Source organism: Micromonospora sp. NPDC127501 (genome assembly GCF_040302185.1).
In the GTDB taxonomy this organism is placed as follows: domain Bacteria; phylum Actinomycetota; class Actinomycetes; order Mycobacteriales; family Micromonosporaceae; genus Micromonospora.
In genome coordinates this window covers 37,794-60,773 of sequence record NZ_JBEORJ010000003.1, presented here as the reverse complement: position 1 = coordinate 60,773, position 22,980 = coordinate 37,794, and the positions used below count along the sequence as shown (strand labels likewise).

Annotated in this window: 23 protein-coding genes and 1 riboswitch; of the genes, 20 read left to right on the top strand and 3 right to left on the bottom strand. The window is 73.0% G+C overall.

Going from position 1 to position 22,980, the window contains the following annotated elements; genetic code table 11:
• The first annotated feature begins 156 nt into the window (after positions 1-156).
• The 13 genes from ABTW72_RS07665 (at position 157) to ABTW72_RS07605 (ending at position 13,797) form a co-directional block, all read left to right on the top strand.
• On the top strand, positions 157-1,431 hold the full coding sequence (locus ABTW72_RS07665) for an adenosylmethionine--8-amino-7-oxononanoate transaminase (RefSeq protein ID WP_350855604.1): 1,275 nt from the start codon (positions 157-159) through the stop codon (positions 1,429-1,431).
• 73 nt (positions 1,432-1,504) lie between these two features.
• On the top strand, positions 1,505-2,341 hold the full coding sequence (pyrF, locus tag ABTW72_RS07660; protein ID WP_091401910.1) for an orotidine-5'-phosphate decarboxylase: 837 nt from the start codon (positions 1,505-1,507) through the stop codon (positions 2,339-2,341).
• A 178-nt stretch (positions 2,342-2,519) separates the two neighbouring features.
• On the top strand, positions 2,520-2,837 hold the full coding sequence (gene mihF / locus ABTW72_RS07655; RefSeq protein ID WP_030335662.1) for an integration host factor, actinobacterial type: 318 nt from the start codon (positions 2,520-2,522) through the stop codon (positions 2,835-2,837).
• A gap of 25 nt (positions 2,838-2,862) precedes the next feature.
• A complete protein-coding gene (locus tag ABTW72_RS07650) occupies positions 2,863-3,396 on the top strand; it encodes a nucleoside/nucleotide kinase family protein (RefSeq protein ID WP_350855600.1) in 534 nt (177 codons plus the stop codon).
• A gap of 64 nt (positions 3,397-3,460) precedes the next feature.
• Positions 3,461-3,724 (top strand): DNA-directed RNA polymerase subunit omega, encoded by a 264-nt coding sequence (gene rpoZ, locus ABTW72_RS07645; RefSeq protein ID WP_030335666.1) that lies wholly within the window; start codon positions 3,461-3,463, stop codon positions 3,722-3,724.
• Between the two features lie 14 nt (positions 3,725-3,738).
• A complete protein-coding gene (coaBC, locus tag ABTW72_RS07640; RefSeq protein WP_350855598.1) occupies positions 3,739-4,947 on the top strand; it encodes a bifunctional phosphopantothenoylcysteine decarboxylase/phosphopantothenate--cysteine ligase CoaBC in 1,209 nt (402 codons plus the stop codon).
• Between the two features lie 87 nt (positions 4,948-5,034).
• Complete coding sequence (gene metK / locus ABTW72_RS07635; RefSeq protein ID WP_091401916.1) at positions 5,035-6,228, top strand: methionine adenosyltransferase; 1,194 nt, start codon at positions 5,035-5,037, stop codon at positions 6,226-6,228.
• Complete coding sequence (locus ABTW72_RS07630; RefSeq protein WP_502892178.1) at positions 6,225-8,198, top strand: primosomal protein N'; 1,974 nt, start codon at positions 6,225-6,227, stop codon at positions 8,196-8,198. The genes metK and ABTW72_RS07630 overlap by 4 nt, the downstream gene beginning before the upstream one ends.
• A gap of 257 nt (positions 8,199-8,455) precedes the next feature.
• Complete coding sequence (locus ABTW72_RS07625; RefSeq protein ID WP_350855593.1) at positions 8,456-9,439, top strand: AAA family ATPase; 984 nt, start codon at positions 8,456-8,458, stop codon at positions 9,437-9,439.
• Between the two features lie 121 nt (positions 9,440-9,560).
• Positions 9,561-10,829: a cytochrome P450 gene (locus ABTW72_RS07620; protein WP_350855590.1), complete on the top strand. Its 1,269-nt coding sequence runs from the start codon at positions 9,561-9,563 to the stop codon at positions 10,827-10,829.
• 45 nt (positions 10,830-10,874) lie between these two features.
• Positions 10,875-11,432: a peptide deformylase gene (gene def, locus ABTW72_RS07615; RefSeq protein ID WP_350855587.1), complete on the top strand. Its 558-nt coding sequence runs from the start codon at positions 10,875-10,877 to the stop codon at positions 11,430-11,432.
• 5 nt (positions 11,433-11,437) lie between these two features.
• A complete protein-coding gene (gene fmt / locus ABTW72_RS07610; protein WP_350855584.1) occupies positions 11,438-12,364 on the top strand; it encodes a methionyl-tRNA formyltransferase in 927 nt (308 codons plus the stop codon).
• Positions 12,319-13,797 (top strand): RsmB/NOP family class I SAM-dependent RNA methyltransferase, encoded by a 1,479-nt coding sequence (locus ABTW72_RS07605; RefSeq protein WP_350856693.1) that lies wholly within the window; start codon positions 12,319-12,321, stop codon positions 13,795-13,797. Before fmt ends, ABTW72_RS07605 begins: the two co-directional genes overlap by 46 nt.
• An 85-nt stretch (positions 13,798-13,882) precedes the next feature.
• Here ABTW72_RS07605 and ABTW72_RS07600 read toward each other — a convergent pair whose 3' ends face one another.
• Positions 13,883-14,773 (bottom strand): septum formation family protein, encoded by an 891-nt coding sequence (locus ABTW72_RS07600; protein ID WP_350856690.1) that lies wholly within the window; start codon positions 14,771-14,773, stop codon positions 13,883-13,885.
• Between the two features lie 82 nt (positions 14,774-14,855).
• Positions 14,856-15,746 (bottom strand): septum formation family protein, encoded by an 891-nt coding sequence (locus tag ABTW72_RS07595; RefSeq protein WP_091401926.1) that lies wholly within the window; start codon positions 15,744-15,746, stop codon positions 14,856-14,858.
• A 254-nt stretch (positions 15,747-16,000) separates the two neighbouring features.
• Between ABTW72_RS07595 and rpe the strand changes: the two genes are divergently transcribed.
• From rpe to ribH, 7 genes are all read left to right on the top strand, one after another.
• On the top strand, positions 16,001-16,681 hold the full coding sequence (rpe, locus tag ABTW72_RS07590) for a ribulose-phosphate 3-epimerase (protein WP_350855581.1): 681 nt from the start codon (positions 16,001-16,003) through the stop codon (positions 16,679-16,681).
• A gap of 1 nt (position 16,682) precedes the next feature.
• A complete protein-coding gene (locus tag ABTW72_RS07585; protein WP_328655048.1) occupies positions 16,683-17,639 on the top strand; it encodes a response regulator in 957 nt (318 codons plus the stop codon).
• A 78-nt stretch (positions 17,640-17,717) separates the two neighbouring features.
• Positions 17,718-17,888: riboswitch (FMN riboswitch) on the top strand.
• Positions 17,889-18,052: 164 nt separating this feature from the next.
• Positions 18,053-19,114: a bifunctional diaminohydroxyphosphoribosylaminopyrimidine deaminase/5-amino-6-(5-phosphoribosylamino)uracil reductase RibD gene (gene ribD / locus ABTW72_RS07580; RefSeq protein ID WP_091401932.1), complete on the top strand. Its 1,062-nt coding sequence runs from the start codon at positions 18,053-18,055 to the stop codon at positions 19,112-19,114.
• 1 nt (position 19,115) lies between these two features.
• Positions 19,116-19,760 carry a riboflavin synthase gene (locus ABTW72_RS07575; protein WP_112677929.1) on the top strand — a complete coding sequence of 215 codons (645 nt, stop codon included), beginning with the start codon at positions 19,116-19,118 and terminating at the stop codon, positions 19,758-19,760.
• Complete coding sequence (pnuC, locus tag ABTW72_RS07570) at positions 19,760-20,449, top strand: nicotinamide riboside transporter PnuC (RefSeq protein ID WP_350855577.1); 690 nt, start codon at positions 19,760-19,762, stop codon at positions 20,447-20,449. Before ABTW72_RS07575 ends, pnuC begins: the two co-directional genes overlap by 1 nt.
• Positions 20,446-21,711, top strand: a complete 1,266-nt coding sequence (locus tag ABTW72_RS07565) for a bifunctional 3,4-dihydroxy-2-butanone-4-phosphate synthase/GTP cyclohydrolase II (RefSeq protein ID WP_350855574.1) — start codon at positions 20,446-20,448, stop codon at positions 21,709-21,711. Before pnuC ends, ABTW72_RS07565 begins: the two co-directional genes overlap by 4 nt.
• Before the next feature lie 2 nt (positions 21,712-21,713).
• A complete protein-coding gene (gene ribH / locus ABTW72_RS07560) occupies positions 21,714-22,214 on the top strand; it encodes a 6,7-dimethyl-8-ribityllumazine synthase (protein WP_210785464.1) in 501 nt (166 codons plus the stop codon).
• Between the two features lie 19 nt (positions 22,215-22,233).
• Here ribH and ABTW72_RS07555 read toward each other — a convergent pair whose 3' ends face one another.
• Positions 22,234-22,977 carry an amino acid ABC transporter ATP-binding protein gene (locus tag ABTW72_RS07555; RefSeq protein ID WP_350855571.1) on the bottom strand — a complete coding sequence of 248 codons (744 nt, stop codon included), beginning with the start codon at positions 22,975-22,977 and terminating at the stop codon, positions 22,234-22,236.
• Between the last annotated feature and the right edge of the window lie 3 nt (positions 22,978-22,980).

Here is a 22,980-nt window from a genome sequence, read left to right as displayed (position 1 = left end):
GTGCACCACCCGGAGCGCGACACCCGGCCACCGGGTGTCGCGTCCGCGGGTGCCGAGCAGAGGCGGCGGACATGGAAGCCGGGGAGGCGGCGGCGAGGTTCGATCCGGCCGCAGGACGTCCGCCGTCCGGACCGTTCGAGGCGCAGAGGAGTACGCGTGACACCCGAGGAGATCCTGGCCGCTGACCGGGCGCACGTCTGGCACCCGTACGCCGCGCTGCCGCCGGCCAACCCGCCCTACGTGGTGCGCGGCGCCGAGGGGGTGCGGCTCACCCTGGCCGACGGGCGGGAGCTGGTGGACGGGATGTCGTCCTGGTGGGCGGCGATCCACGGGTACCGGCACCCGGTGCTGGACGCGGCGGTGACCGACCAGCTCGGCCGGATGAGCCACGTGATGTTCGGCGGGCTCACCCACGAGCCGGCGGTGCAGCTGGCCCGGACCCTGGTCGAGCTGACCCCGGACGGCCTGGAGCACGTGTTCCTGGCCGACTCCGGCTCGGTCAGCGTCGAGGTGGCGGTGAAGATGTGCCTGCAGTACCAGCGGGCCGTCGGGCGGCCGCAGCGGCGCCGGCTGGCGACCTGGCGGGGTGGCTACCACGGCGACACCTTCCACCCGATGAGCGTCTGCGACCCGGAGGGCGGGATGCACCACCTGTGGGGCGACGTGCTGCCCCGGCAGGTGTTCGCCCCGGTGCCGCCGGGCGGCTTCACCGACCCGCCCGACGACGCGTACGTGGCGGCGCTGGTGGAGACGGTCGAGCGGTACGCCGACGAGTTGGCCGCCGTGATCGTCGAGCCCGTCGTCCAGGGTGCCGGCGGGATGCGCTTCCACCACCCGGGTTACCTGCGGGTGCTGCGCGAGGTGACCCGCGCGCACGGCATTCTGCTGATCTTCGACGAGATCGCCACCGGGTTCGGCCGTACCGGCGAGATGTTCGCCGCCGAGCACGCCGGGGTGACGCCGGACGTGCTCTGCGTGGGCAAGGCGCTGACCGGCGGGTACCTGACCCTCGCGGCGACCCTGTGCACCGGGGAGGTCGCCCGGGGCATCTCGGCGACCGGCGTGCTGGCGCACGGGCCCACGTTCATGGGTAACCCGCTGGCCTGCGCGGTGGCGAACGCCTCCATCGGGCTGCTGCGGGCCGGAGACTGGGCCGGCCAGGTCGCCAGGGTCGGCGCCGGCCTGCGCGCCGGTCTGGAGCCCCTGCGCGGCACGCCGGGCGTGGCCGACGTACGGGTCCTCGGCGCGATCGGCGTGGTGCAGCTCGATCACGAGGTCGACCTCGGCGCGGCGACCGCGGCCGCGGTCGCCCAGGGGGTGTGGCTGCGTCCGTTCCGCGACCTGATCTACACGATGCCGCCGTACGTCACCGACGACGCCGACCTGGCCCGGATCGCGACCGGGGTGGCGGCGGCGGTGGCGGCTGGCTGAGTCGGCCCGGCCACCGGGTCGACGGGTTACCCGGGCGGGTCGACCGCCCGGACGAGAAGAGGGGAACACTCCGATGGAGAGCTTCGGTACCCGGCTGCACCGGGCGATCACCGAGCGGGGCCCACTCTGTGTGGGCATCGACCCGCATCCCGGTCTGCTGGCCCAGTGGGGCCTCCCGGACGACGTCCAGGGGCTCGACCGGTTCAGCCGGACCGTGGTGGAAGCGCTCGGTGACCGGGTTGCGGTAGTCAAGCCTCAGTCGGCCTTTTTCGAGCGTTTCGGGTCCCGAGGTGTGGCGATTCTTGAGTCAACTATCCGACAGTTACGAGATGCCGGCTCGCTCGTTCTGCTCGATGTCAAGCGCGGCGACATCGGCTCGACGGTGAGCGCGTACGCCGCCGCGTACCTTGATCCATCCAGCCCGGTGTATGTCGACGCGGTCACCGCGAGCCCCTACCTCGGGGTCGGTTCGCTGGCGCCGATGTTCGAGCTGGCCGCCGAGCACGGCGGCGGCGTGTTCGTGTTGGCCCTCACCTCCAACCCCGAGGGCGCGGCCGTGCAGCGGGCCGTCACGGCGGACGGCCGCACCGTGGCGCAAACCGTGATCGACGAGATTTCCCAGCTCAACAGGGGTGCGTCCCCGCTCGGGAGCTTCGGTCTGGTGGTCGGCGCGACCATCGGTGACACCGGTCACGACCTCTCCGGTGTGGGCGGCCCACTGCTCGCTCCGGGGCTCGGCGCGCAGGGTGCCGGCGCAGCCGATCTGCGTACCGTCTTCGGTTCGAGCCTCGCCTCGGTGCTCCCGTCGTACTCCCGGGAAGTGCTCTCGGCAGGCCCTGATGTGGCCGCGCTGCGGGCCGCCGCGGACCGCGTGTTGGTCGACTGCCGGGCCGTTCTGCCTGCCCGGTGACTGACTGACGGGTCGGTCACTCTACGGTGATCATGCGGCCCCCACGTTGCCGAAAGCTCCGTTGGCCGCTAGTTTTCCCCGCGCTGGGAACCATGGACCCCTTGGTTCACAGCGACACCACGTTTCACAGATGCGGCGGTGCGCCCCGCCCGCCGCGATAGGGACCTGAGGAGAACTGGTGCCGCTCCCGTCACTGACCCCCGAACAACGCGCTGCCGCGCTCGAGAAGGCCGCGGAGATCCGCAAGGCCCGTGCTCAGCTGAAGGAGCAGCTCAAGCAGGGCAAGACCACCCTCGGTGCCGTCCTCGAGCGGGCCGAGAGCGACGACGTCGTTGGCAAGCTCAAGGTGTCGGCCGTCCTGCAGGCCATGCCGGGCATCGGCAAGATCCGGGCTACCCAGATCATGGAGAAGCTCAAGATCGCCGACAGCCGTCGCCTGCGTGGCCTCGGCGAGCAGCAGCGCAAGGCACTGCTTGGAGAGTTCGCCGCCAACTGAACCTGGCAGCGTGTAGAAACAAGCAGTGAGCACGGATGACGAGGCGCGCCCGGCGGCTCGGCTCACTGTCCTGGCTGGACCTTCGGGTTCCGGCAGGGAGAGTGTCGTCGAGCTCGTCCGGGCGCGTTCTCCGTCCGTGTGGATCCCGGTCGCGGCAACCACCAGGCCGCGCCGGGAGTCGGAGATCGACGGGGTGGACCGCGTCTTCCTCGCCCCCGCCGAGTTCGATAGACGGCTCGTCGACGGCGAGCTGCTGGAGTGGTCCCGGATCGGTTCGCACCGCCGGGGCACCCCGTACCCCCCGCTGCGCGCCCGGCTCGACGCCGGGCAGCCGGTGCTGCTCCCGCTCGACCTGCGCGGCGCCCGACTGGTCCGGGCGCGCGTGCCCGATGCCCGACTGGTGTTGCTGAGCCCACCCGGGTACGCGCCCGACGCCACGGTGGCCGCCACCGTCGAGCACACGCTGACCCACGACCACACCGAACGGGTGGTCGAGGAGCTGGTAGGCTTACTCGGTTCTTCTTATCCGGATCCGGCCTGGTCGCGCGTGCGTGGCTGACGGTCGGCCGCCGTTGAGACTCAGCACCGCGTCCGCGCGGCTCGAAAGACGCAGAGGTTAATTCGTGGGATCCATCGCCAACCCCGAAGGCATCACCAACCCGCCGATCGACGAGCTCCTCGAGAAGACGACGTCGAAGTACGCGCTGGTCATCTTCGCCGCCAAGCGCGCGCGCCAGGTCAACGCCTACTACAGCCAGCTCGGTGAGGGTCTGCTGGAGTACGTCGGCCCGCTCGTCGAGACCACCCCGCAGGAGAAGCCCCTCTCCATCGCCATGCGCGAGATCAACTCGGGCCTGCTCACCGCCGAGCCGACCGACCAGCCGTAAGCCCCCGCTGGCCGATGTCCGCCTCGATCGTCCTCGGGGTCGGTGGCGGCATCGCCGCCTACAAGGCGTGCGAGCTGCTGCGACTCTTCACCGAATCCGGTCACCGGGTTCGGGTCGTGCCGACCGCGTCGGCGCTCCGCTTCGTTGGAGCGCCGACCTGGGCCGCGCTCTCCGGTCAACCGGTCGCCGACGACGTCTGGACCGACGTCCACGAGGTGCCGCACGTCCGGCTCGGTAAGCAGGCGGACCTCGTGGTGGTCGCGCCGACCACCACCGACCTGCTCGCCAAGGCCGCCCACGGCCTCGCCGACGACCTGCTGACCAACACCCTGCTGACCGCCCGCTGCCCGGTCCTGCTGGCCCCGGCCATGCACACCGAGATGTGGGAGCACCCGGCCACCGTGGCCAACGTGGCCACGTTGCGCTCCCGGGGGGTCCGGGTCATCGAGCCCGCCGTCGGCCGGCTCACCGGCGCCGACACCGGCAAGGGCCGGCTGCCCGACCCGGCGGAGATCTTCGCCGTCGCCGGTCGGCTCCTGGCCCGAGGCGACTCCGCCCCCGCCGACCTGGCCGGTCGCCGGGTCGTCGTCACGGCCGGTGGCACCCGCGAGCCCCTCGACCCGGTGCGTTTCCTCGGCAACCGCTCGTCGGGCAAGCAGGGGTACGCGTTCGCCCGCGCGGCGGTCGCCCGGGGTGCCCGGGTCACACTGATCTCGGCCAACGTCGGCCTCGCCGATCCGGCCGGGGTCGACCTGATCCGGGTGGGCACCACCGCCGAGCTGCGGGAGGCGACCGTCAAGGCCGCCGTCGAGGCCGACGCGGTGGTGATGGCGGCGGCTCCGGCCGATTTCCGGCCCGCGACGTACGCGACTGGCAAAATCAAGAAGTCGGACGACGGTGTCGCACCCACCATCGAGCTCGTCACGAACCCGGACATCGCGGCGGAGCTCGGCCAGCGCAAACGACCAGGGCAGGTGCTGGTGGTGTTCGCCGCCGAGACCGGCGATGCCGAGGCCAACGGCCGGGCGAAACTCGCCCGGAAGCGGGCCGACCTGATCGTGGTCAACGAGGTCGGTCCGGACCTGGTCTTCGGCGCCGACACCAACACGGTGACGGTCATCGGCGCGGACGGTTCGGTCAGCCGGCTGCCCGAGCAGGCCAAGGAAGCCGTGGCCGACGCCGTGTGGGATCTCGTCGTGACGCGGCTGCCCGGCCGCTCCTGACGGGTGGAACACGGCTCGACCGATCCCGACACCGGCCGCAGTGGTGATTAGACTGCCGCGGAACGACCTCATACGCTTAGGAGTGCCGTGACACGCCGTCTCTTCACGTCCGAATCGGTCACGGAAGGCCACCCGGACAAGATCGCTGACCAGATCAGCGATGGCATCCTCGACGCGCTGCTGACCGAGGATCCCCACAGCCGCGTGGCCGTGGAGACCATGATCACCACCGGTCAGGTGCACATCGCCGGTGAGGTGACCACCAAGGCGTACGCCGACATCCCGACGATCGTCCGCCGGACCATCCTCGACATCGGCTACGACTCGTCGAAGAAGGGCTTCGACGGCGCCTCCTGCGGGGTCAGCGTCTCCATCGGCGCACAGTCCGAGGACATCGCGCAGGGTGTGGACAACGCCTTCGAGCTGCGCACCGGGGCGTCGGAGAGCGCGCTGGACGCGCAGGGTGCCGGCGACCAGGGCATGATGTTCGGCTTCGCCTGCTCGGAGACGCCCGAGCTGATGCCGCTGCCGATCGCGCTCGCCCACCGGCTGGCCCGCCGCCTCTCGGCGGTGCGCAAGGACGGCACGATCCCGTACCTGCGGCCGGACGGCAAGACCCAGGTCACCATCGAGTACGAGGGGCTGCGCCCGGTCCGGCTGAACACCGTCGTGGTGTCCAGCCAGCACGCCGCCGACATCTCGCTGGACTCGCTGCTCACCCCGGACGTGCGCGACCACGTGATCGCCCCGGAGCTGGAGAGCCTCGGCCTGGACACCGACGGTTACCGGCTGCTGGTCAACCCGACCGGCCGGTTCGAGATCGGCGGCCCGATGGGCGACGCCGGGCTGACCGGCCGGAAGATCATCGTCGACACCTACGGCGGGTACGCCCGCCACGGTGGCGGCGCGTTCTCCGGCAAGGACCCGTCCAAGGTGGACCGCTCGGCCGCGTACGCGATGCGCTGGGTGGCCAAGAACGTGGTCGCCGCCGGCCTGGCCGAGCGGTGCGAGGCGCAGGTCGCCTACGCCATCGGCAAGGCCCACCCGGTGAGCCTGTTCATCGAGACGTTCGGCACCGAGACCGTGCCCGTCTCCTCGATCGAGAAGGCCGTCACCGAGGTGTTCGACCTGCGCCCGGCCGCGATCATCCGGGACCTCAACCTGCTCCGCCCCATCTACCAGCAGACCGCCGCGTACGGCCACTTCGGCCGGGAGCTGCCGGACCTGACCTGGGAGAGCACCGACCGGGCCGCCGACCTCAAGTCGGCCGCGGGAGCCTGACCGCCACCAAGCGCAGCGACCGGCGACCCGCGGACGGGTCGCCGGTCGCGCGCGTCTGCGTGGATGTCGGACTGGCGCACCTGGACCGGCCGTTCGACTACCTGGTGCCGGCGGAGCTGGACGAGGTGGCGGTGCCCGGTACCCGGGTGAAGGTGCGCTTCGCCGGGCAACTCGTCGACGGGTGGTTGCTGTCACGCGCCGACGACTCCGGGCACACCGGCCGCCTCGCGTACCTGGAGAAGGTGGTCTCCCCGGAGCCGGTGCTGGCCCCCGAGATCGCCCGGCTGGCCCGGGCGGTCGCCGACCGGTACGCGGGCAGCCTCGCCGACGTGCTCCGGCTCGCCGTGCCACCCCGGCACGCCCGGGTGGAGAAGGAGCCCCACGACGAGCAGCCCACCCCGGCGGCCCCCACCGGGGCGGTCGACCCACGCGGGTGGCGCGACTACCCGACCGGCCCGGCCCTGCTGCGGGCGCTCACCGACGGCCGGGCACCCCGCGCGGTCTGGTCGGCGCTGCCCGGTGAGGACTGGCCGGCCCGTTACGCCGACGCGGTGGCGGCCACCGTCGCCGGTGGGCGCGGCGCGGTGGTCGTGGTGCCCGACGCGCGTGACCTCGAGCGCCTCGACGCCGCGCTCACCGGCGTGCTCGGCCCGGGACGGCACGTCAGCCTCTCCGCGGCGCTCGGCCCGGCCCGGCGGTACCGGGCCTTCCTCGCCGCTCGCCGTAACCAGGTGTCGGTGGTGATCGGCACCCGGGCGGCGATGTTCGCCCCGGTGGCCCGGCTCGGCCTCGTCGCCGTCTGGGACGACGGTGACGACCTGCACTCCGAGCCCCGGGCGCCCTACCCGCACGCCCGTGACGTGCTGCTCACCCGGGCGCACCTCGCCGAGGCCGGTGCGCTGGTCGGCGGGTACGCCCGGACGGCCGAGGCGCAGCTGCTGGTGGAGACCGGCTGGGCCCCGGAGGTGGTCGCCGACCGGGCCACCGTGCGGGCCCGGATCCCGGCCATCGCGCCGACCGGGGACGACCCGCAACTGGCCCGCGACCCCGGGGCCGCCACCGCCCGGCTGCCCAGCCTGGCCTGGACGGCTGCCCGCGACGCGCTCCGCCAGGACCTGCCGGTGCTGGTGCAGGTGCCCCGCCGCGGCTACCTCCCGTCGATCTCCTGCGCCGAGTGCCGCACCCCGGCCCGCTGCGCGCACTGCGCCGGCCCGCTCGCGCTGCCCTCGGCCGGCGGCACTCCGGCCTGCCGGTGGTGCGCCCGGGTGGCGGCCGCGTACGCCTGCCCGGAGTGCGGTGGGCGGCGGCTGCGGGCCGCGGTGACCGGCGCCCGGCGGACCGCCGAGGAGCTGGGCCGGGCGTTCCCCGACGTGCCGGTGCGCACCTCGGGGCGCGAGGAGGTGCTGACCGACGTGCCCGGCGGCGCGGCCCTGGTGGTGGCCACCCCGGGCGCCGAGCCGGTCGCCGAGGGCGGCTACGGCGCGGTGCTGCTGCTCGACTCGTGGGCCCTGCTCACCCGAGCCGACCTGCGCGCCGGCGAGGAGGCGCTGCGCCGCTGGCTGGCGGCGGCGGCGCTGGCCCGCCCGGCGCCGGCGGGTCGGGTGGTGGTGGTCGCCGACGGTGCGCTCGCCCCCGTGCAGGCGCTGCTGCGCTGGGACGCCGGCTGGTTCGCCGGTCGGGAGCTGGCCGAGCGCCGTGAGTTGGGCTTTCCGCCGGCCGTGCGGATGGCGAGCGTCACCGGAGCGGCCGAGGCGGTGGCGGACCTGCTGGCCGCGGCCCGGCTGCCGGACGACGCCGAGGTGCTCGGGCCGGTGCCGGCCGAGGAGGGCCGGGAGCGGATGTTGGTCCGGGTGCCCCGGGCCCGGGCCGCCGCGCTCGCCGAGGCGTTGCACTCGGCCGCCGGCGTCCGGGCCGCTCGCAAGGCCGCCGATCCGGTTCGTCTCCAGGTCGATCCGCTGAGCCTGTTCTGAGGCGTTTCGGCCGGTGCCGACGGTCGCGGACCTCGCCCGCTGCCGGGAGCCCTCGCACACCGCGTCCGGCAAAGCGGTGGCGCCCGAGTGGTAGCATCGCCCGTCATGCCAAGGCGTACGACGGGCTCCAGGTCGCGAGGGGGCGTCAGCCGCGCCGAGCGGGAGCCGTCGCGGGATGGCGCGACGATGGCGGGAACGCGTCGGTCGGGCGCGAGGTCGATGATGTCAATGAGCCGGTGATCAGGGGTGGACCAGTCGTGACCGTTGGACAATCGATCGTCTTCAACGGCGACCTCGGCAGCGGCAAGAGCACCGTGTCGGTCGAGATCGCCAAGCGGCTCGGCATGCGCCGGGTCAGCGTGGGGGACCTCTACCGGGAGATGGCGCAGCAGCGGCAGATGACCGCGCTGCAACTCAATCTGCACGCCGAGCTCGACCAGGCCGTCGACGGCTACGTCGACCAGCTCCAGCGGGACATCGCCGCCTCCGGTGAGCGCCTCATCATGGACTCCCGGCTGGCCTGGCACTTCTTCACCGACGCGCTCAAGGTGCACATGATCACCGAGCCGGGCGAGGCGGCCCGTCGGGTGCTCGCCCGCCCCTCCGGGCCGGCGGAGAGCTACGCCTCCCTGGACGAGGCCAAGGCCAAGCTCCGGGAGCGCAGCGCGAGCGAGCGCAGCCGGTTCATCATCCGTTACGGCGTGGACAAGGCCCGGCTGCGCAACTACGACCTGATCTGTGACACCACCCGGGCGTCCGCCGACGAGGTGATCGAGCACATCGTGGCCGCGTACGAGGGCACGCTCGGCGCCGAGGTGCTGCGCGACGCGCCGCCGCTGCTGCTGCTGGACCCGGCCCGGGTCTACCCGACCGAGGACATCGCCACCCTGCGCGGTCTGTGGGACACCGACTTCGTCGGTGGGGTGGCCGAGGCCGGCGACGAGGCCCTCGAACCGCTGAAGATCGGGTTCACCGGCGAGTACTTCTTCGTCGTCGACGGCCACCGCCGCCTCAGCGCCGCCCTGCAGAACGGGTTCTCGATGGTCCCCGCCCAGCTGGTCGCCGAGGTCGACGAGCCGGTCGTGGGTGGGATGACGGCGATCGACTACTTCGCCAACCAGGTGCGCCCCGGCCTGATCTACGACTGGGAGGCGGCTCACAAGATCCAACTGCCGCTGCCCGAGCCTGCCCTGCTCCGCGGCGACGCGGTGCTCGCGGGGGACCCGGGCGCCAGCGTCTGACGGGTCTGTCCGGCGCGCCCGAACGGGGCCGGCCCGCGCCGACGCCGCCACGACGGGGACTGCCGGGAGCGGCCGACACCGGGATGATGGGGTCTCCGACGCATCGACGGGGAGGCCGGTCATGGACGCTGCCGAGGCGCTCACACTGCTCATGTCGCCGCAGGGGCGCGTCGACCCGTACCCGACCTACGAGCGGCTGCGCGCGCACGGACCGGTGGTGCAGGCCATGCCGGGCCTCTACGTGGTGACCGGTTATCCGGAGGTCGACGAGCTGCTCCGCGATCCCCGCCTCGGGGTGCTGGACGATGCGCTGCGTGACAAGGTCTGGCCGAACTGGCGGGAGAGCCCCGCGGTGTCGTCGATCGCCCGGTCGATGCTGCGGACCAACCCGCCCGACCACAGTCGGATGCGTCGGCTCGCCTCCGGCGCGTTCAGCCCGCGCCGCGTCGCCGGGATGCGCGACGTGGTGCGCGCCCAGGCCGAGGAACTGCTCGACTCGATGGTGGCAAAGGCCCAGGACGGCGCACCGGTCGACGTGCTGGCCGACTTCGCGTACCCCCTGCCGGTGGGCGTGATCTGCGCGTTGCTCGGCGTGCCGGCGGCGGATCGGCCGCTGTTCCGCCGCTGGGCCGGTGACCTGACCGGGGTGCTGGAGCCGGAGATCACCCCCGAGGAGCTGACCGTCGCCGACGCCGGCGCCACCGAGCTGCGCGACTACTTCGTCGAGCTGATCGTCGCCCGGCGGCGAGCGCCGGCCGACGACCTGACCACGGCGCTGGTCCAAGTGCACGACGCCGACGGCGACCGGCTCACCGGCCACGAACTGCTGGCGAATCTGGTGGTGCTGCTGGTGGCCGGCTTCGAGACCACCACCAACCTGCTCGGCAACGGTCTCGTCGTGCTGCTGGGTCACCCCGAGGCCGCCGCCGCGCTGCGCGCCGATCCGGGCCTTGCCCCGGCGTACGTCGAGGAGCTGTTGCGCTACGACTCCCCGGTGCAGCTGACCACCCGGAACAGCACCGCGCCGGTGCGCTGCGGCGGGCTCGACCTGCCGTCCGGCAGCACGGCGCTGCTGCTGCTCGGCGCGGCAAACCGGGACCCGCGCCGGTTCCCCGACCCGCAGCGCTTCGACCCGACCCGTGCGCAGGCGCACCCGCTCTCCTTCGGCGCCGGCCCGCACTACTGTCTCGGCGCCGGCCTGGCCCGGCTGGAGGCGCAGCTGGCCTTTCCGTTGCTGCTGCGCCGCCTGCCCGAGTTGGCTCTGGCCGAGCCGCCCCGGCACCGGACCCGGCTGACCCTGCGCGGCTACGAGAGCCTGCCGGTGACGCTGGGCACACCCGCGGTGGTTGAGCGAGGTGCGCCGCCCGGTGCCCGGACGGGCACTCCGTAGACTGGTACGGCACCGCTCGTCCACCCGAAGAAGGAGCCGTCCCGCGTGACCGTCCAGCCCATCCGTCTGTTTGGGGATCCGGTGCTGCGCACGCCGGCCGATCCGGTGGTCGACTTCGACGCCGAGCTACGTCGGCTCGTCGCCGACCTCACCGACACGATGCGTGAGCAGAACGGCGCCGGCCTGGCCGCGCCGCAGCTCGGTGTGAGCCTGCGGGTGTTCACCTTCGACGTCGACGACGTCCTCGGGCACCTGGTCAACCCGGTGCTGGAGTTCCCCGACGAGGAGGAACAGGACGGCCCCGAGGGCTGCCTGTCGATCCCCGGGCTCTACTTCGACACCAAGCGTCGGCAGAACGTCGTCGCCAAGGGCTTCAGCTCGTTCGGCGACCCGATGCAGATCGTCGGAACCGGCCTGATGGCGCGCTGCGTGCAGCACGAGACCGACCACCTCGACGGGGTGCTCTTCCTGGACCGACTGGACCCGGAGGGGCGTAAGGAAGCCATGAAGGCGATCCGCCAGGCCGAGTGGTACGACGCCGCGGCTCCGCCCACGGTCAAGCTCAGCCCGCACATCAGCGACCCCTTCGGTCTGGGGCGCTGACCCGGATGCGCGTGATCTTCGCCGGTACGCCGGCTGTCGCCGTTCCCGCCCTGGCCGCCGTCGCCGCCTCCCGACACGAGCTGGTGGCCGTGGTCACCCGGCCCGACGCGCCCGCCGGGCGTGGGCGGGGCCTGGCCCGCTCGCCGGTCGGCGCGTGGGCCGACGAGCACGGCGTCGAGGTGCTCACGCCGGCTCGCCCCCGCGACCCGGAGTTCCTCGACCGGCTGCGCGAGTTGGAGCCGGCCTGCGTGCCGGTGGTCGCCTACGGCGCGTTGGTGCCGCCGGCGGCCCTGGAGATCCCCCGGCACGGCTGGATCAACCTGCACTTCTCCCTGCTGCCCGCGTGGCGTGGCGCCGCGCCCGTGCAGCACGCCGTGCTGCACGGCGACGAGCTGACCGGGGCCAGCGTCTTCCAGCTGGAGGAGGGTCTGGACACCGGCCCGGTCTACGGCACGCTGACCGACGAGATCCGCGCCACCGACACCTCCGGCGACCTGCTGGGGCGGCTCGCTGATTCCGGTGCCGGGCTGCTGGTGGCGGTGCTCGACGCGATCGCCGACGGCACCGCCCGTGCCGAGCCGCAGCCGGTCGACGGGGTGTCGCTGGCGCCGAAGCTGACAGTGGACGACGCGCGGGTGCGCTGGGGCGACCCGGCCTTCGCCGTGGACCGGCGGATCCGGGCCTGCACGCCCGCGCCGGGTGGCTGGACCACGTTCCGCGACGAGCGGGTGAAGCTCGGCCCGGTCGTCCCGGTGCCCGACGGCCCCGAGCTGAAGCCGGGGGAGTTGCTGGTGGAGAAGTCCCGGGTGCTGGTTGGCACGGCGACCGTGCCGGTCCGCCTCGGTGAGGTCCGCGCCGCGGGCAAGCGGGCGATGGACGCGACCGACTGGGCGCGCGGCGTCCGGGTCGGCACAGGAGAGGACTTCGCGTGACGGCACCGGAGGGAACCCGACCGACGCGCTCCGGCCCGTCGACGGGCCGTGGCGGGGATCGCCGCCCGGTCCGACCACCGCTGGACCGACCGCGCCGCGCCGCGTACGAGGCGGTGGCGGCGGTGCACCGCGACGACGCGTTCGCCAACCTGGTGCTGCCCATCATCCTGCGGGAGGAGGGGCTGTTCGGTCGGGACGCGGCCTTCGCCACCGAGCTGACCTACGGCACCCTGCGCCACCTGGGCACGTTGGACGCGATCCTGACCGACGCGGCCGGCCGGGACGTGGCCCGGATCGACCCGCCGGTACGCGACGCGCTGCGGCTCGGGGCGTACCAACTGCTGCACACCCGGGTGCCGGCGCACGCCGCGGTCTCGTCGACGGTGGACCTGGTCCGTTCGGTCGCACCGGGCGCTACCGGTTTCGCCAACGCGGTACTGCGCGAGGTGTCCAGCCGCGACGCGGACGCCTGGGTGGCGAAGCTCGCTCCACCGACGGAGACCGACCCGGTCGGGCACCTCGCCCTGGCCTACAGCCACCCGCAGTGGATCGTGCGGGCCTTCTCCGAGGCGCTCGGCGGCGATCTGGGTGAGACGGAGCGCCTCCTGATCGAGGACAACGAGCGCCCACCGGTGCATTTGTGTGCCCGACCCGGCCTGATCGATCCGGTCGAGCTCGCCGACCAGGTCGGCGGTGCGCCCGGTGCCTTCTCGCCGTACGCCGTCTATCTTCCCGGCGGGTCGCCGGGCGACATCCCGGCGGTGGTCGACGGCCGGGCCCACGTCCAGGACGAGGGCTCCCAGTTGGTGGCCACCGCGCTCGCCGACGCGCCGCTCGACGGCCCGGACGGACGGTGGCTGGACCTGTGCGCCGGCCCGGGTGGCAAGGCCGGGTTGCTCGGCGCGCTGGCCGCGCAGCGGGGTGCCCGGGTGACCGCGGTGGAGGTGGCCGAGCACCGCGCCCGGCTGGTCTCCCTGGCGACCCGGGACCTGCCGGTGGCCGTGCTGACCATGGACGGCCGTGAGGTCGGCGGCGACCCGAAACTGCCGGAGCAGCACTTCGACCGGGTGCTGGTCGACGCACCGTGCACCGGGCTGGGGTCGCTGCGTCGTCGGCCGGAGTCGCGCTGGCGTCGCCAGCCGTCCGACCTGCCGCCGCTGACCCGGCTGCAACGGGAACTGCTCGGCGCGGCGCTGCGGGCGGTCCGCCCGGGTGGCCTGGTCGCCTATGTCACCTGTTCGCCGCACACCGTCGAGACGCACGTGACGGTGACCGAGGCGGCCCGCCGCAGCGGGGTGGCGGTGGACTTCGTGGACGCCCGCCCGCTGCTGCCGGCCGGCATGCCCGGTCTCGGTGACGGGCCGACAGTGCAGCTCTGGCCACACCGCCACGGCACCGACGCGATGTTCCTCGCCGTCCTGCGCCGAGGCTGATCCGTTCCACGCGTCCGGCCGGTCAGCCGACCGGCCGGACGCCGTGCGCTCACGCCGTGCGCGACCGACACTCCCGGAACACGCCCTAGGTGACCGGGAGTCCCTTGGTGCCGGCGTTCTTCATCGAGCGGGTCAGGTTCCGGTCGGAGATCCAGAGGAAGCACTGCACGCCCCGGTTCCCGTTGCGCCACTCCTCCTCGTACGGCTGGTAGTAGATCGTGCCGGCGCGGAAGTCGAGCTGGGAGTTGTCCGGGACCTTGGCGTACCTGGCGATCATCGTCTGGCAGGCCCGGTGGGTCCTCTTGGTGCTGCGGGTGAACTCGGCGTAGCTGGTGTCCGGTGCCTGCCAGACGCCGACGAACTCGGCGTGGTGCTTGGCGGTGCAGGAGACCGGGACCATCTCGTCGATGTCGTCCTTGACCAGCTTCGGGTTGAAGCAGCGGTACGCCAGCGGGGCCGCTCCGGACAGCGCGCCCCGGAGGCTGCCGGTGCGCAGGTCGACCGCTGTGTCGTCGATGCTGGCGATCTCGGTGACGTCGCAGCGGTACCAGCGGGCTCCGCCCGACCAGGCCTGCGGCGACGGCAGCACGACGGTCAGGCCGAGCCGCCCGGAACGCCAGTCGGCCCCCACCGCCTTGTTGACCGCCGTGTCGCACCCGGTCTGCGCGGCCCGCATACCGGCCGAGCCGGGCTGCGGGGGCGTGCCGCCGTCGGCGCCCGGGCCGGTGAGGGTGCCGACGTGCATGGTCTCCACCCGGTGCGCCTCGGTGCACGCCGTCGGGTTGTAGCCGGTCAGGAAGCCGACCTGCTGGGAGCTCTGGTGGCAGACGTCGGCGGCGGGGACGAACTGCTGCGCCGCGACGGGCGCTGGCCAGTCGTCGATGAGGTCACTGTCGATTCCGGCGGGTGCGCCACACCCGGCCAGTGCCAGGGCCAGCGCCCCACCCCCGGCGAACGCCGCCAGCCACCGTCGCATCCCGACCTCCCGCCGCTGCTGGCCCCCGACCGGACCCAGCCGGTCGATAGCGCCACGGCGCAGCAGCATACGGCAACGATGCTCAGATCGCGGGCAGTCCCTCCGGACCGGCGCCGCGCATGGAGCGGGTGAGTTTGCGGTCGTCGCTCCACAGGAAACAGCGCACCCCACGGTCGCCCTCCTCCCACTCCCGCTGCGACGGTGGGTAGTAGATGGACCCGGCCCGGTACGGCAGCTCGCTGTTGTTGGGCACCGCCGCGTACTCGGCGATCAGCGCCATGCAGCGCTGGTGCGCCTGCTCGGCGGACTTGGCGAACTCCGCCCAGCTCATGTCCCGCTCCTCGTAGACGCCCACGAACTCGGCGCGGTGCGGCTCGGTGCAGAGCACCGGCGCCATGTAGTTGAGGTTGTCGCCGATCAGTTTGGGGTCGAAGCAGCGGTGCGTCAGGGGCGTGTCGCCGATCAACGCGCCGCGCAGGCTGCCGGTGCGGTTCACCGGGCGGGTGTTGTCGATGCTGCCGGTCTCGCTGAGGTCGCAGCGGAACCAGCGGGCGCCGCCGGCCCAGGCGGGCGCGGACGGCAACGCGAGGGACAGCGCGAGTCGGGCCGTGTGCCAGTCGCCGCCGAGCACTTCCCGGGCCCGCTGGTCGCACTCGGCGCGAGCAGTGCGCAGCGCCGACGATCCGGGTGCCGGTCGGGCCTCGGTCAGCGCGTCGGGCCCGACGAAGGTGCCGACGTGGATGGTCTCGGCCAGGTGGTTGCGCGCGCAGTCCACCGTCTCGTACGTGCTGGCCTGCACGACCGTGGCGATCCGTGGCAGGCAGGTGTCGGTGGCGGGGGTGAACGGCTTCGGAACCCGCAGCGTCGGCCAGTCGTCGGTGAGATCACCGTCCGCGCCCCGCGCCGGCGTGCAGCCGGCCAGCAGCATCGTCGTGACGCTGGCCAGCACCAGCGCTGGAAGCCACCGTCGCATCGTCCGCCCTCCCGGGAGCTGGCGGCCGGTCGCCGCGCCCCGCGGCGAGACCCCGGCGGGCGTGCAGCCTACGGCACCGTCCCGGTTGGAGTGTCGTCGCGTTTCCGTCGATCGGCCAGTGGCTGATGTCTGTTCGTCCGGATTCGAGAGCCCGGAGCGTCCAATTCTGCACCAATGGTCACTGCTGGATCACAGCGCGTCCCCGAAGGTGCCGCGATGCGGGTGGCGGATGGCCACGTTCGTACACTGGCCCCGTGACCGTACCGCCGCCGATCGTCGCGCCGAGCATTCTGGCCGCCGATTTCGCCCGCCTCGCCGAAGAGGTCCGTGCCGTCGAGGACGCCGCGGACTGGTTGCACGTCGACGTGATGGACAACCACTTCGTGCCGAACCTGACCATTGGGCTGCCCGTGGTGCAGAGCCTGCGGGCTGTCACGGCGATGCCCTTCGACGTGCACCTGATGATCGAGGACCCGCGCCGGTGGGCCCCCGGGTACGCCGACGCCGGGGCGTACAACGTCACCTTCCACGCGGAGGCGTCCGACGACCCGGTGGCGCTCGCCAAGGACCTGCGTTCGGCCGGTGCCAAAGCGGGTCTGGCCATCGACCGGGACACCCCGATCGAGCCCTACCTGGACCTGCTGCCCAGCTTCGACACCCTGCTGATCATGACGATCAAGGCGGGCTTCGGTGGGCAGCGGTTCATTCCGCAGCTGCTGGAGAAGGTGCGGACGGCCCGGCGGCACGTGTCGACCGGGCACCTGGAGCTGCGCATCGAGGTGGACGGCGGGATCGCCGCCGACACCATCGAGCAGGCGGCCGCGGCGGGCGCCGACGCGTTCGTGGCGGGCACCGCCGTGTACGGGGCCGCCGATCCGGCGGAGGCGGTACGGCACCTGCGGGCACTGGCGGAACGCGCGGCGCCCGGGGCCTGAGGTGGAGCCCGAGGCCGACCGCAAGGACATCATTCTCGTCGTGGACGACGACGAGGACATCGCCCGGTTCGTCGAGTTCAACCTGCGGCTGCACGGCTTCGAGGTGATCCACGCCAGCGACGGCCAGGAGGCTCTGGAGATCATCGAGCGCCAGCGGCCGGACCTGGCGGTGGTCGACCTCATGATGCCCCGGATCGACGGGCTGGAGCTGACCCGCCGGTTGCGCGCCGACCCGATGACGTCCGCCCTTCCGGTGATCATGCTGACGGCCAAGGGGATGACCGTCGACAAGGTGCACGGGCTCAGCGCCGGCGCGGACGACTACCTGGTCAAGCCGTTCGACACCGCCGAGCTGGTGGCCCGGGTCTCGTCCACGCTGCGCCGCAACAAGGAGTTCCGGGAGGTCTCCCCGCTGACCGGGCTGCCCGGCAACAGCCGGATCCGTCGGGAGATCAGCGATCGGGTCCGAAACGGCGTGGACTACGCCGTCGGCTACGTCGACATCGACCGGTTCAAGAGCGTCAACGACCGGTACGGCTTCGTGCGCGGCGACGACTTCATCTCCGCGCTCGCCCGCAGCCTGCACCGGGCGGTGGTGGGCGTCGGGCTGCCGCCGGCCTTCCTCGGTCACGTCGGCGGTGACGACTTCGTCATCGTCTGCGCACCGGACCAGGTCCGCCCACTGACGTCCCGGGCGGTCGTCGACTTCGAGAACGCTGCCGACACGCTCTACGACCCGACCGACCGGGAGCGCGGCTTCGTCGAGTTGAAGGATCGACGCGGCAACATCCGGCGGGCGGCCCTGGTCACGCTCTCCATCGGGGTGTCCCTCTCCGACGCCGGCAAGCGCTTCACCGACCCGCTCGAAGCGATCGCGGTGGCCTCGGAGATGAAGACGGTGGCCAAGAGCCAACCGGGCTCGTACGTGGCGGTGGACCGGCGTCGCGGCGTCACCTGAGCGTGATACCGCTGTGAAGTAGCTCGCCTAGGTGGCGGCGGAGCCGGATCGGCGTGTAAGACTTCCCGTGTACCCACCACGCGCTGGCGGGACTCGGTGAAATTCCGAACCGGCGGTGATCCACGGTCCAACCGTGGTCAGCCCGCGACCCGGACGGCTCTGCCGTCCGGTGGACCTGGTGAAAATCCGGGGCCGACGGTTGGGGGCGGTTCGTCCGCGCCCAGACAGTCCGGATGGGAGACAGCGCGCGGGACGGACGGGTCCGAGCCGGCCGCTGGCTTCAACGTGCCGTGCCGACCCCCCGGGGCGGCTGTGCCGTTCCCGGAATCCGCCACCGCCTGCCCGTGGCCCCCATGGCCGCCTCCCTGACCGCCCGCGCGCGGACCGGCGAGTGAGAGGGCAGGGGCAGGGCGATGGCCAGCGTCTCCGTTGATGAGGCGATGCGGCGTGCGATCGAGTTGGCAGCGCGCGGGCTCGGCACCACCAGCCCCAACCCCGTGGTCGGGTGCGTGCTCCTCGACTCCGACGGCGAGGTGGTGGGCGAGGGCTTCCACGCGTACGCCGGGGGGCCGCACGCCGAGATCGTCGCCCTGGCGCAGGCCGGGCGACGGGCCAAGGGCGGCACCGCCGTGGTCACGCTGGAACCCTGCGACCACACCGGCCGCACCGGCCCCTGTAGTTCCGCGCTCGTCCAGGCCGGGGTGGGTCGGGTGGTCATCGCCGTGCCTGACCCGAACCCGGTCGCTTCCGGGGGCGCCGCCACCTTGCGCGCCGCCGGGGTCCGGGTCGATCTGGGGGTACGCGGTGAGGAGGCCGAGGCCGGCAACGTCGCGTGGTTGACCTCGATGCGCCGGGGCTGGCCGTACGTGATCTGGAAGTACGCCGCCACGCTCGACGGGCGCTCCGCCGCGGCGGACGGCACCAGTATGTGGATCACCTCGGAGGCGGCCCGGATCGACGTGCACGCGCTGCGCGGCACTGTCGACGCGGTCATCGCCGGGGTGGGCACCGTGCTCGCCGACGACCCCCGGTTGACCGCCCGCAACCTGCGCGACGGCAGCCTGGCCATCCGGCAGCCGCTGCGGGTGGTGGTGGACAGCTCAGGGCGTACCCCGGCTGACGCCCGGGTCCGCGACGGCGCCGCGCGGACGTGGATCGCGACCGCCGACGAGGTCGGCGCCGACCCGGACGGCCGGGTCGACCTGTCGGCGCTGCTCGCGGCGCTGCACCAGCGCGGGGTCCGCGCGGTGCTCCTGGAGGGCGGTCCCAGGCTGGCCGGCGCGTTCCTGGAGGCCGGCCTGGTCGACAAGATCGTCGGTTACGTCGCGCCGCGGTTGCTCGGCGCCGGCCCGACCGCTCTGGTCGACGCGGGAGTGACCACCATCGCCGAGGCCATCGATCTGGAGTTCGTCGACGTTACGCAGATCGGTCCGGATCTCCGGATCACCGCTTTGCCCCGCAAAAGGGAGGGCTGAGATGTTCACTGGCATTATCGAGGAATTGGGCGAGATCGTCCGGGTCGTGCCGACGGCAGGCGATTCGGCGCTGCTGGGCGTACGTGGCCCGCTGGTCACGTCCGACGCCCGACACGGAGACTCGATCGCCGTCAACGGCGTCTGCCTGACCGTCGTGGACGTGGCCGACGGGGTCTTCACCGCCGACGTGATGGGGGAGACGCTGCGCCGCTCCGCGCTGGGCGCGCTGCGCCCCGGCGACCCGGTCAACCTGGAGCGGGCCGCCGCGCTCGGTAGCCGACTCGGCGGACACCTGGTGCAGGGCCACGTCGACGGCGTCGGTGAACTGATCTCCCGGGAGCCGGCCGAGCAGTGGGAGACCGTCCGGTTCCGACTGCCCGCCGCCCTGTCCCGGTACGTGGTGGAGAAGGGCTCGATCACCATCGACGGCGTCTCGTTGACAGTGGCTGCCGTCGGCGCGGACGAGTTCGCCGTCGGGCTGATCCCGACCACGCTCAAGCTGACCACGCTCGGCGCGAAGGGCGTCGGCGACCCGGTCAACCTGGAGGTCGACGTGCTGGCCAAGTACGTGGAGCGGCTGCTCGGCGACCGGCTCACCGACGCCGACGCACGCGGGCTGGCCTCCAACCCGGGCGGGGTGGCCTGATGGGCCCGCTCAGCTGGCTGCTGGACGCCCAGGTGCACGTCGCCGGCTCGCCGGTGCTGGCCAGGGAGATCGTCGGCAACGCGTTCGGGCTGGTCTCGGCGCTGCTCGGGTTGCGCCGGCTGGTCTGGGCGTGGCCGGTCGGCATGATCGGTAACGCGCTGCTCCTCACCGTCTTCCTCGGCGGGGTGTTCGCCACCCCGCAGGAGCACGACCTGTACGGGCAGGCCGGCCGGCAGGTCTTCTTCTTCGCGGTCAGCGTCTACGGCTGGTGGCGCTGGCAGCGCAACCGTCGCGCCGACGCCGGGCAGGCCGCGGTCGTGCCGCGCTGGGCCACCGGACGGGAACGACTGATGCTGCTGGTGGCCGCCGTGATCGGCACCGCCGCGGCGTACCCGCTGCTCAAGGCCCTGGGCTCCTGGGGCCCGCTGCCCGACGCCTGGATCCTCACCGGCAGCCTGCTGGCCACGTACGGCATGGCCCGCGGCTGGGTCGAGTTCTGGCTGCTCTGGATCGCGGTGGACGCGGTCGGCGTGCCGCTGCTGCTGCGCGGCGGGTTCTACCCGTCGGCCGTCATGTACCTGATCTACGGCGCCCTCTGCGTCTGGGGCTTCGCCGCCTGGTGGCGCACCTCCCGCGCCACCCGACCGGCGACCGTCGGTACGCCCATCTACACGGAGGCTGTCGCATGACCAGCTTTGGGGATATCGAGCAGGCGCTCGCGGACATCGCGGCCGGCCGGCCGGTCGTCGTGGTCGACGACGCGGACCGGGAGAACGAGGGCGACCTGATCTTCGCGGCCGAGCTGGCCACGCCGGAGCTGATGGCGTTCATGGTCCGCTACACCTCCGGCTACGTCTGCGTGGCGCTGACCGAGAGCGAAGCCGACCGGCTCGACCTGCCGCCGATGCACCACACCAACCAGGACCGGCGCGGCACCGCGTACACGGTGACAGTGGACGCCCGCGAGGGGGTTGGCACCGGCATCTCGGCGGCCGATCGCGCGCACACCAGTCGGCTGCTCGCCGGCGCGGCGACCGACCCGACCGACCTGGCCCGTCCCGGGCACGTGGTGCCGCTGCGCGCCCGCGAGGGCGGGGTGCTGCGCCGACCGGGGCACACCGAGGCGGGGATCGACCTGACCCGGCTGGCCGGGCTGCGTCCGGCCGGCGTGCTCTGCGAGCTGGTCAACGACGACGGCACCATGATGCGCCTGCCGGATCTGGAGAAGTTCTCCGCCGAGCACGGCCTCACGCTCGTCACCATCGCCGACCTGATCGCCTACCGGCGGCGTACCGAGAAGCAGGTCGAGCTGGTCGCCGACGCCCGGATGCCGACGAAGCACGGGGTGTTCCGGGCGCTCGGCTACCGCGCCGAGCACGACCCGGCCGAACATGTCGCGATGGTGCTGGGTGACCTCGGTGACGGCCAGGACGTGCTGGTCCGGGTGCACTCCGAGTGCCTGACCGGGGACGTGTTCGGCTCGCTGCGCTGCGACTGTGGGCCGCAGCTCGACGCCGCACTGGCTCGGGTCGGGCAGGAAGGCCGGGGCGTGGTGCTCTACGTCCGTGGGCACGAGGGGCGCGGCATCGGCCTGCTGCACAAGCTGCAGGCGTACCAGTTGCAGGACCTGGGCCGTGACACCGTCGACGCCAACCTCGACCTGGGCCTGCCGGCCGACGCCCGTGACTACGGCACCGGCGCGCAGATCCTCTACGACCTGGGCGTGCGGTCGATGCGGCTGCTGACCAACAACCCGGCCAAGCGGGCCGGGCTGGAGGGGTACGGGTTGACCATCACCGGCCGCGAGGGGCTGCCGGTCGGCGCGCACCCGGAGAACATGCGCTACCTGCGCACCAAGCGGGACCGGATGGGTCACCTGCTGGACGAGTTGGACGAGGTGTCCGAGGCGCCACTGGGGCGTCCGGTCGCCAACGACGAGATCGGAGCATGACGATGGCGGGTTTCGGTGAGCCGGGAGTCGAGGCGGTCGACGCCGCGGGGCTGACCGTCGGGGTCGTTGCCGCCCGCTGGCACGGCGAGCTGACCGATCACATGCTGGAGCGTGCGGTGGCCGCCGCCGAGGCGTGCGGCGCGCGTTCCGTGGTCGCCCGGGTCGCCGGCTCGGTCGAGCTGCCGGTGGTCGCGCAGGCCCTCGCCCGCCGCTGCGACGTGGTGGTAGCCCTCGGCGTGGTGGTCCGTGGGTCCACCGCCCACTTCGACTACGTCTGCCGTTCGGTCACCGACGGGCTGACCCGGGTGGCGCTGGACGAGGGCAAGCCGGTGGCGCACGGAGTGTTGACAGTGGAGACCATCGAGCAGGCCCGCGACCGCGCCGGTCTGCCCGGCTCGGCGGAGGACAAGGGCTGGTCCGCCACCGTGGCGGCACTCGACGCGGCGCTGGCCGTGCGGACCGTGGCGGCGGGCAACGCCCAGCGGGTCGGCTTCGGCGGCTGACGCCTCTGCCGGCCCTCGCTCAGAGCCGACCGGCCTCGATGATCCGGCGCAGGAACTGCCGGGTACGAGGCTGGGTCGGCTCGCCCAGCACCTGCTCGGGCGGGCCGCTCTCGACGACCCGCCCGGCGTCGAGGAAGCACACCTCGTCGGCGACCTCCCGGGCGAAGCCCATCTCGTGGGTGGCCAGCACCATGGTCATGCCGTCGGCCTTCAGGTCGCGGATCATCGCCAGCACCTCGCCGACCAGCTCCGGGTCGAGCGCGGAGGTGACCTCGTCGAGCAGCATCAGTCGAGGTGAGTTGGCCAGCGCCCGGACGATCGCCACCCGCTGCTGCTGCCCGCCGGAGAGCCGGTCCGGGTAGGCGTCCGCCTTGGCGCCGAGCCCCACCCGGTCGAGCAGCTCCCGGGCCTGCGCCTCGGCCTCCGCCCGGCCCCGCCGGTGTACGCGGCGCGGCGCGAGGGTGATGTTGTCCAACACGCTCAGGTGCGGAAAGAGGTTGTACGCCTGGAACACCATGCCGATCCGCCGCCGGACCCGATCGGGGTCCACCCGGGGATCGGAGATGTCCTCCCCGTCCAGCTCGATGGTGCCGTCGTCCAACTCCTCCAGCAGGTTGACGCAGCGCAGCAGCGTCGACTTGCCGGACCCGGACGCGCCGATCAGCGCCACCACCTGATGCTCGGAGACGGTCAGGTCGAGCTGGTCGAGCACGGCGTGTCCGCCGAACTCCTTGCGCAGGCCCCGACAGCGCAACAACGCCATGGG

Excerpts from the sequence above, each read along its gene's own strand:
- pyrF (WP_091401910.1), top strand. The coding sequence starts at position 1,505 with ATGGAGAGCTTCGGTACCCGGCTGCACCGGGCGATCACCGAGCGGGGC.
- coaBC (WP_350855598.1), top strand. The coding sequence starts at position 3,739 with ATGTCCGCCTCGATCGTCCTCGGGGTCGGTGGCGGCATCGCCGCCTAC.
- ABTW72_RS07620 (WP_350855590.1), top strand. The coding sequence starts at position 9,561 with ATGGACGCTGCCGAGGCGCTCACACTGCTCATGTCGCCGCAGGGGCGC.
- fmt (WP_350855584.1), top strand. The coding sequence starts at position 11,438 with ATGCGCGTGATCTTCGCCGGTACGCCGGCTGTCGCCGTTCCCGCCCTG.
- ABTW72_RS07600 (WP_350856690.1), bottom strand. The coding sequence starts at position 14,773 with ATGCGACGGTGGCTGGCGGCGTTCGCCGGGGGTGGGGCGCTGGCCCTG.
- ABTW72_RS07595 (WP_091401926.1), bottom strand. The coding sequence starts at position 15,746 with ATGCGACGGTGGCTTCCAGCGCTGGTGCTGGCCAGCGTCACGACGATG.
- ribD (WP_091401932.1), top strand. The coding sequence starts at position 18,053 with ATGGCCAGCGTCTCCGTTGATGAGGCGATGCGGCGTGCGATCGAGTTG.
- ABTW72_RS07575 (WP_112677929.1), top strand. The coding sequence starts at position 19,116 with ATGTTCACTGGCATTATCGAGGAATTGGGCGAGATCGTCCGGGTCGTG.
- pnuC (WP_350855577.1), top strand. The coding sequence starts at position 19,760 with ATGGGCCCGCTCAGCTGGCTGCTGGACGCCCAGGTGCACGTCGCCGGC.
- ABTW72_RS07565 (WP_350855574.1), top strand. The coding sequence starts at position 20,446 with ATGACCAGCTTTGGGGATATCGAGCAGGCGCTCGCGGACATCGCGGCC.
- ribH (WP_210785464.1), top strand. The coding sequence starts at position 21,714 with ATGGCGGGTTTCGGTGAGCCGGGAGTCGAGGCGGTCGACGCCGCGGGG.
- ABTW72_RS07555 (WP_350855571.1), bottom strand. The coding sequence starts at position 22,977 with ATGGCGTTGTTGCGCTGTCGGGGCCTGCGCAAGGAGTTCGGCGGACAC.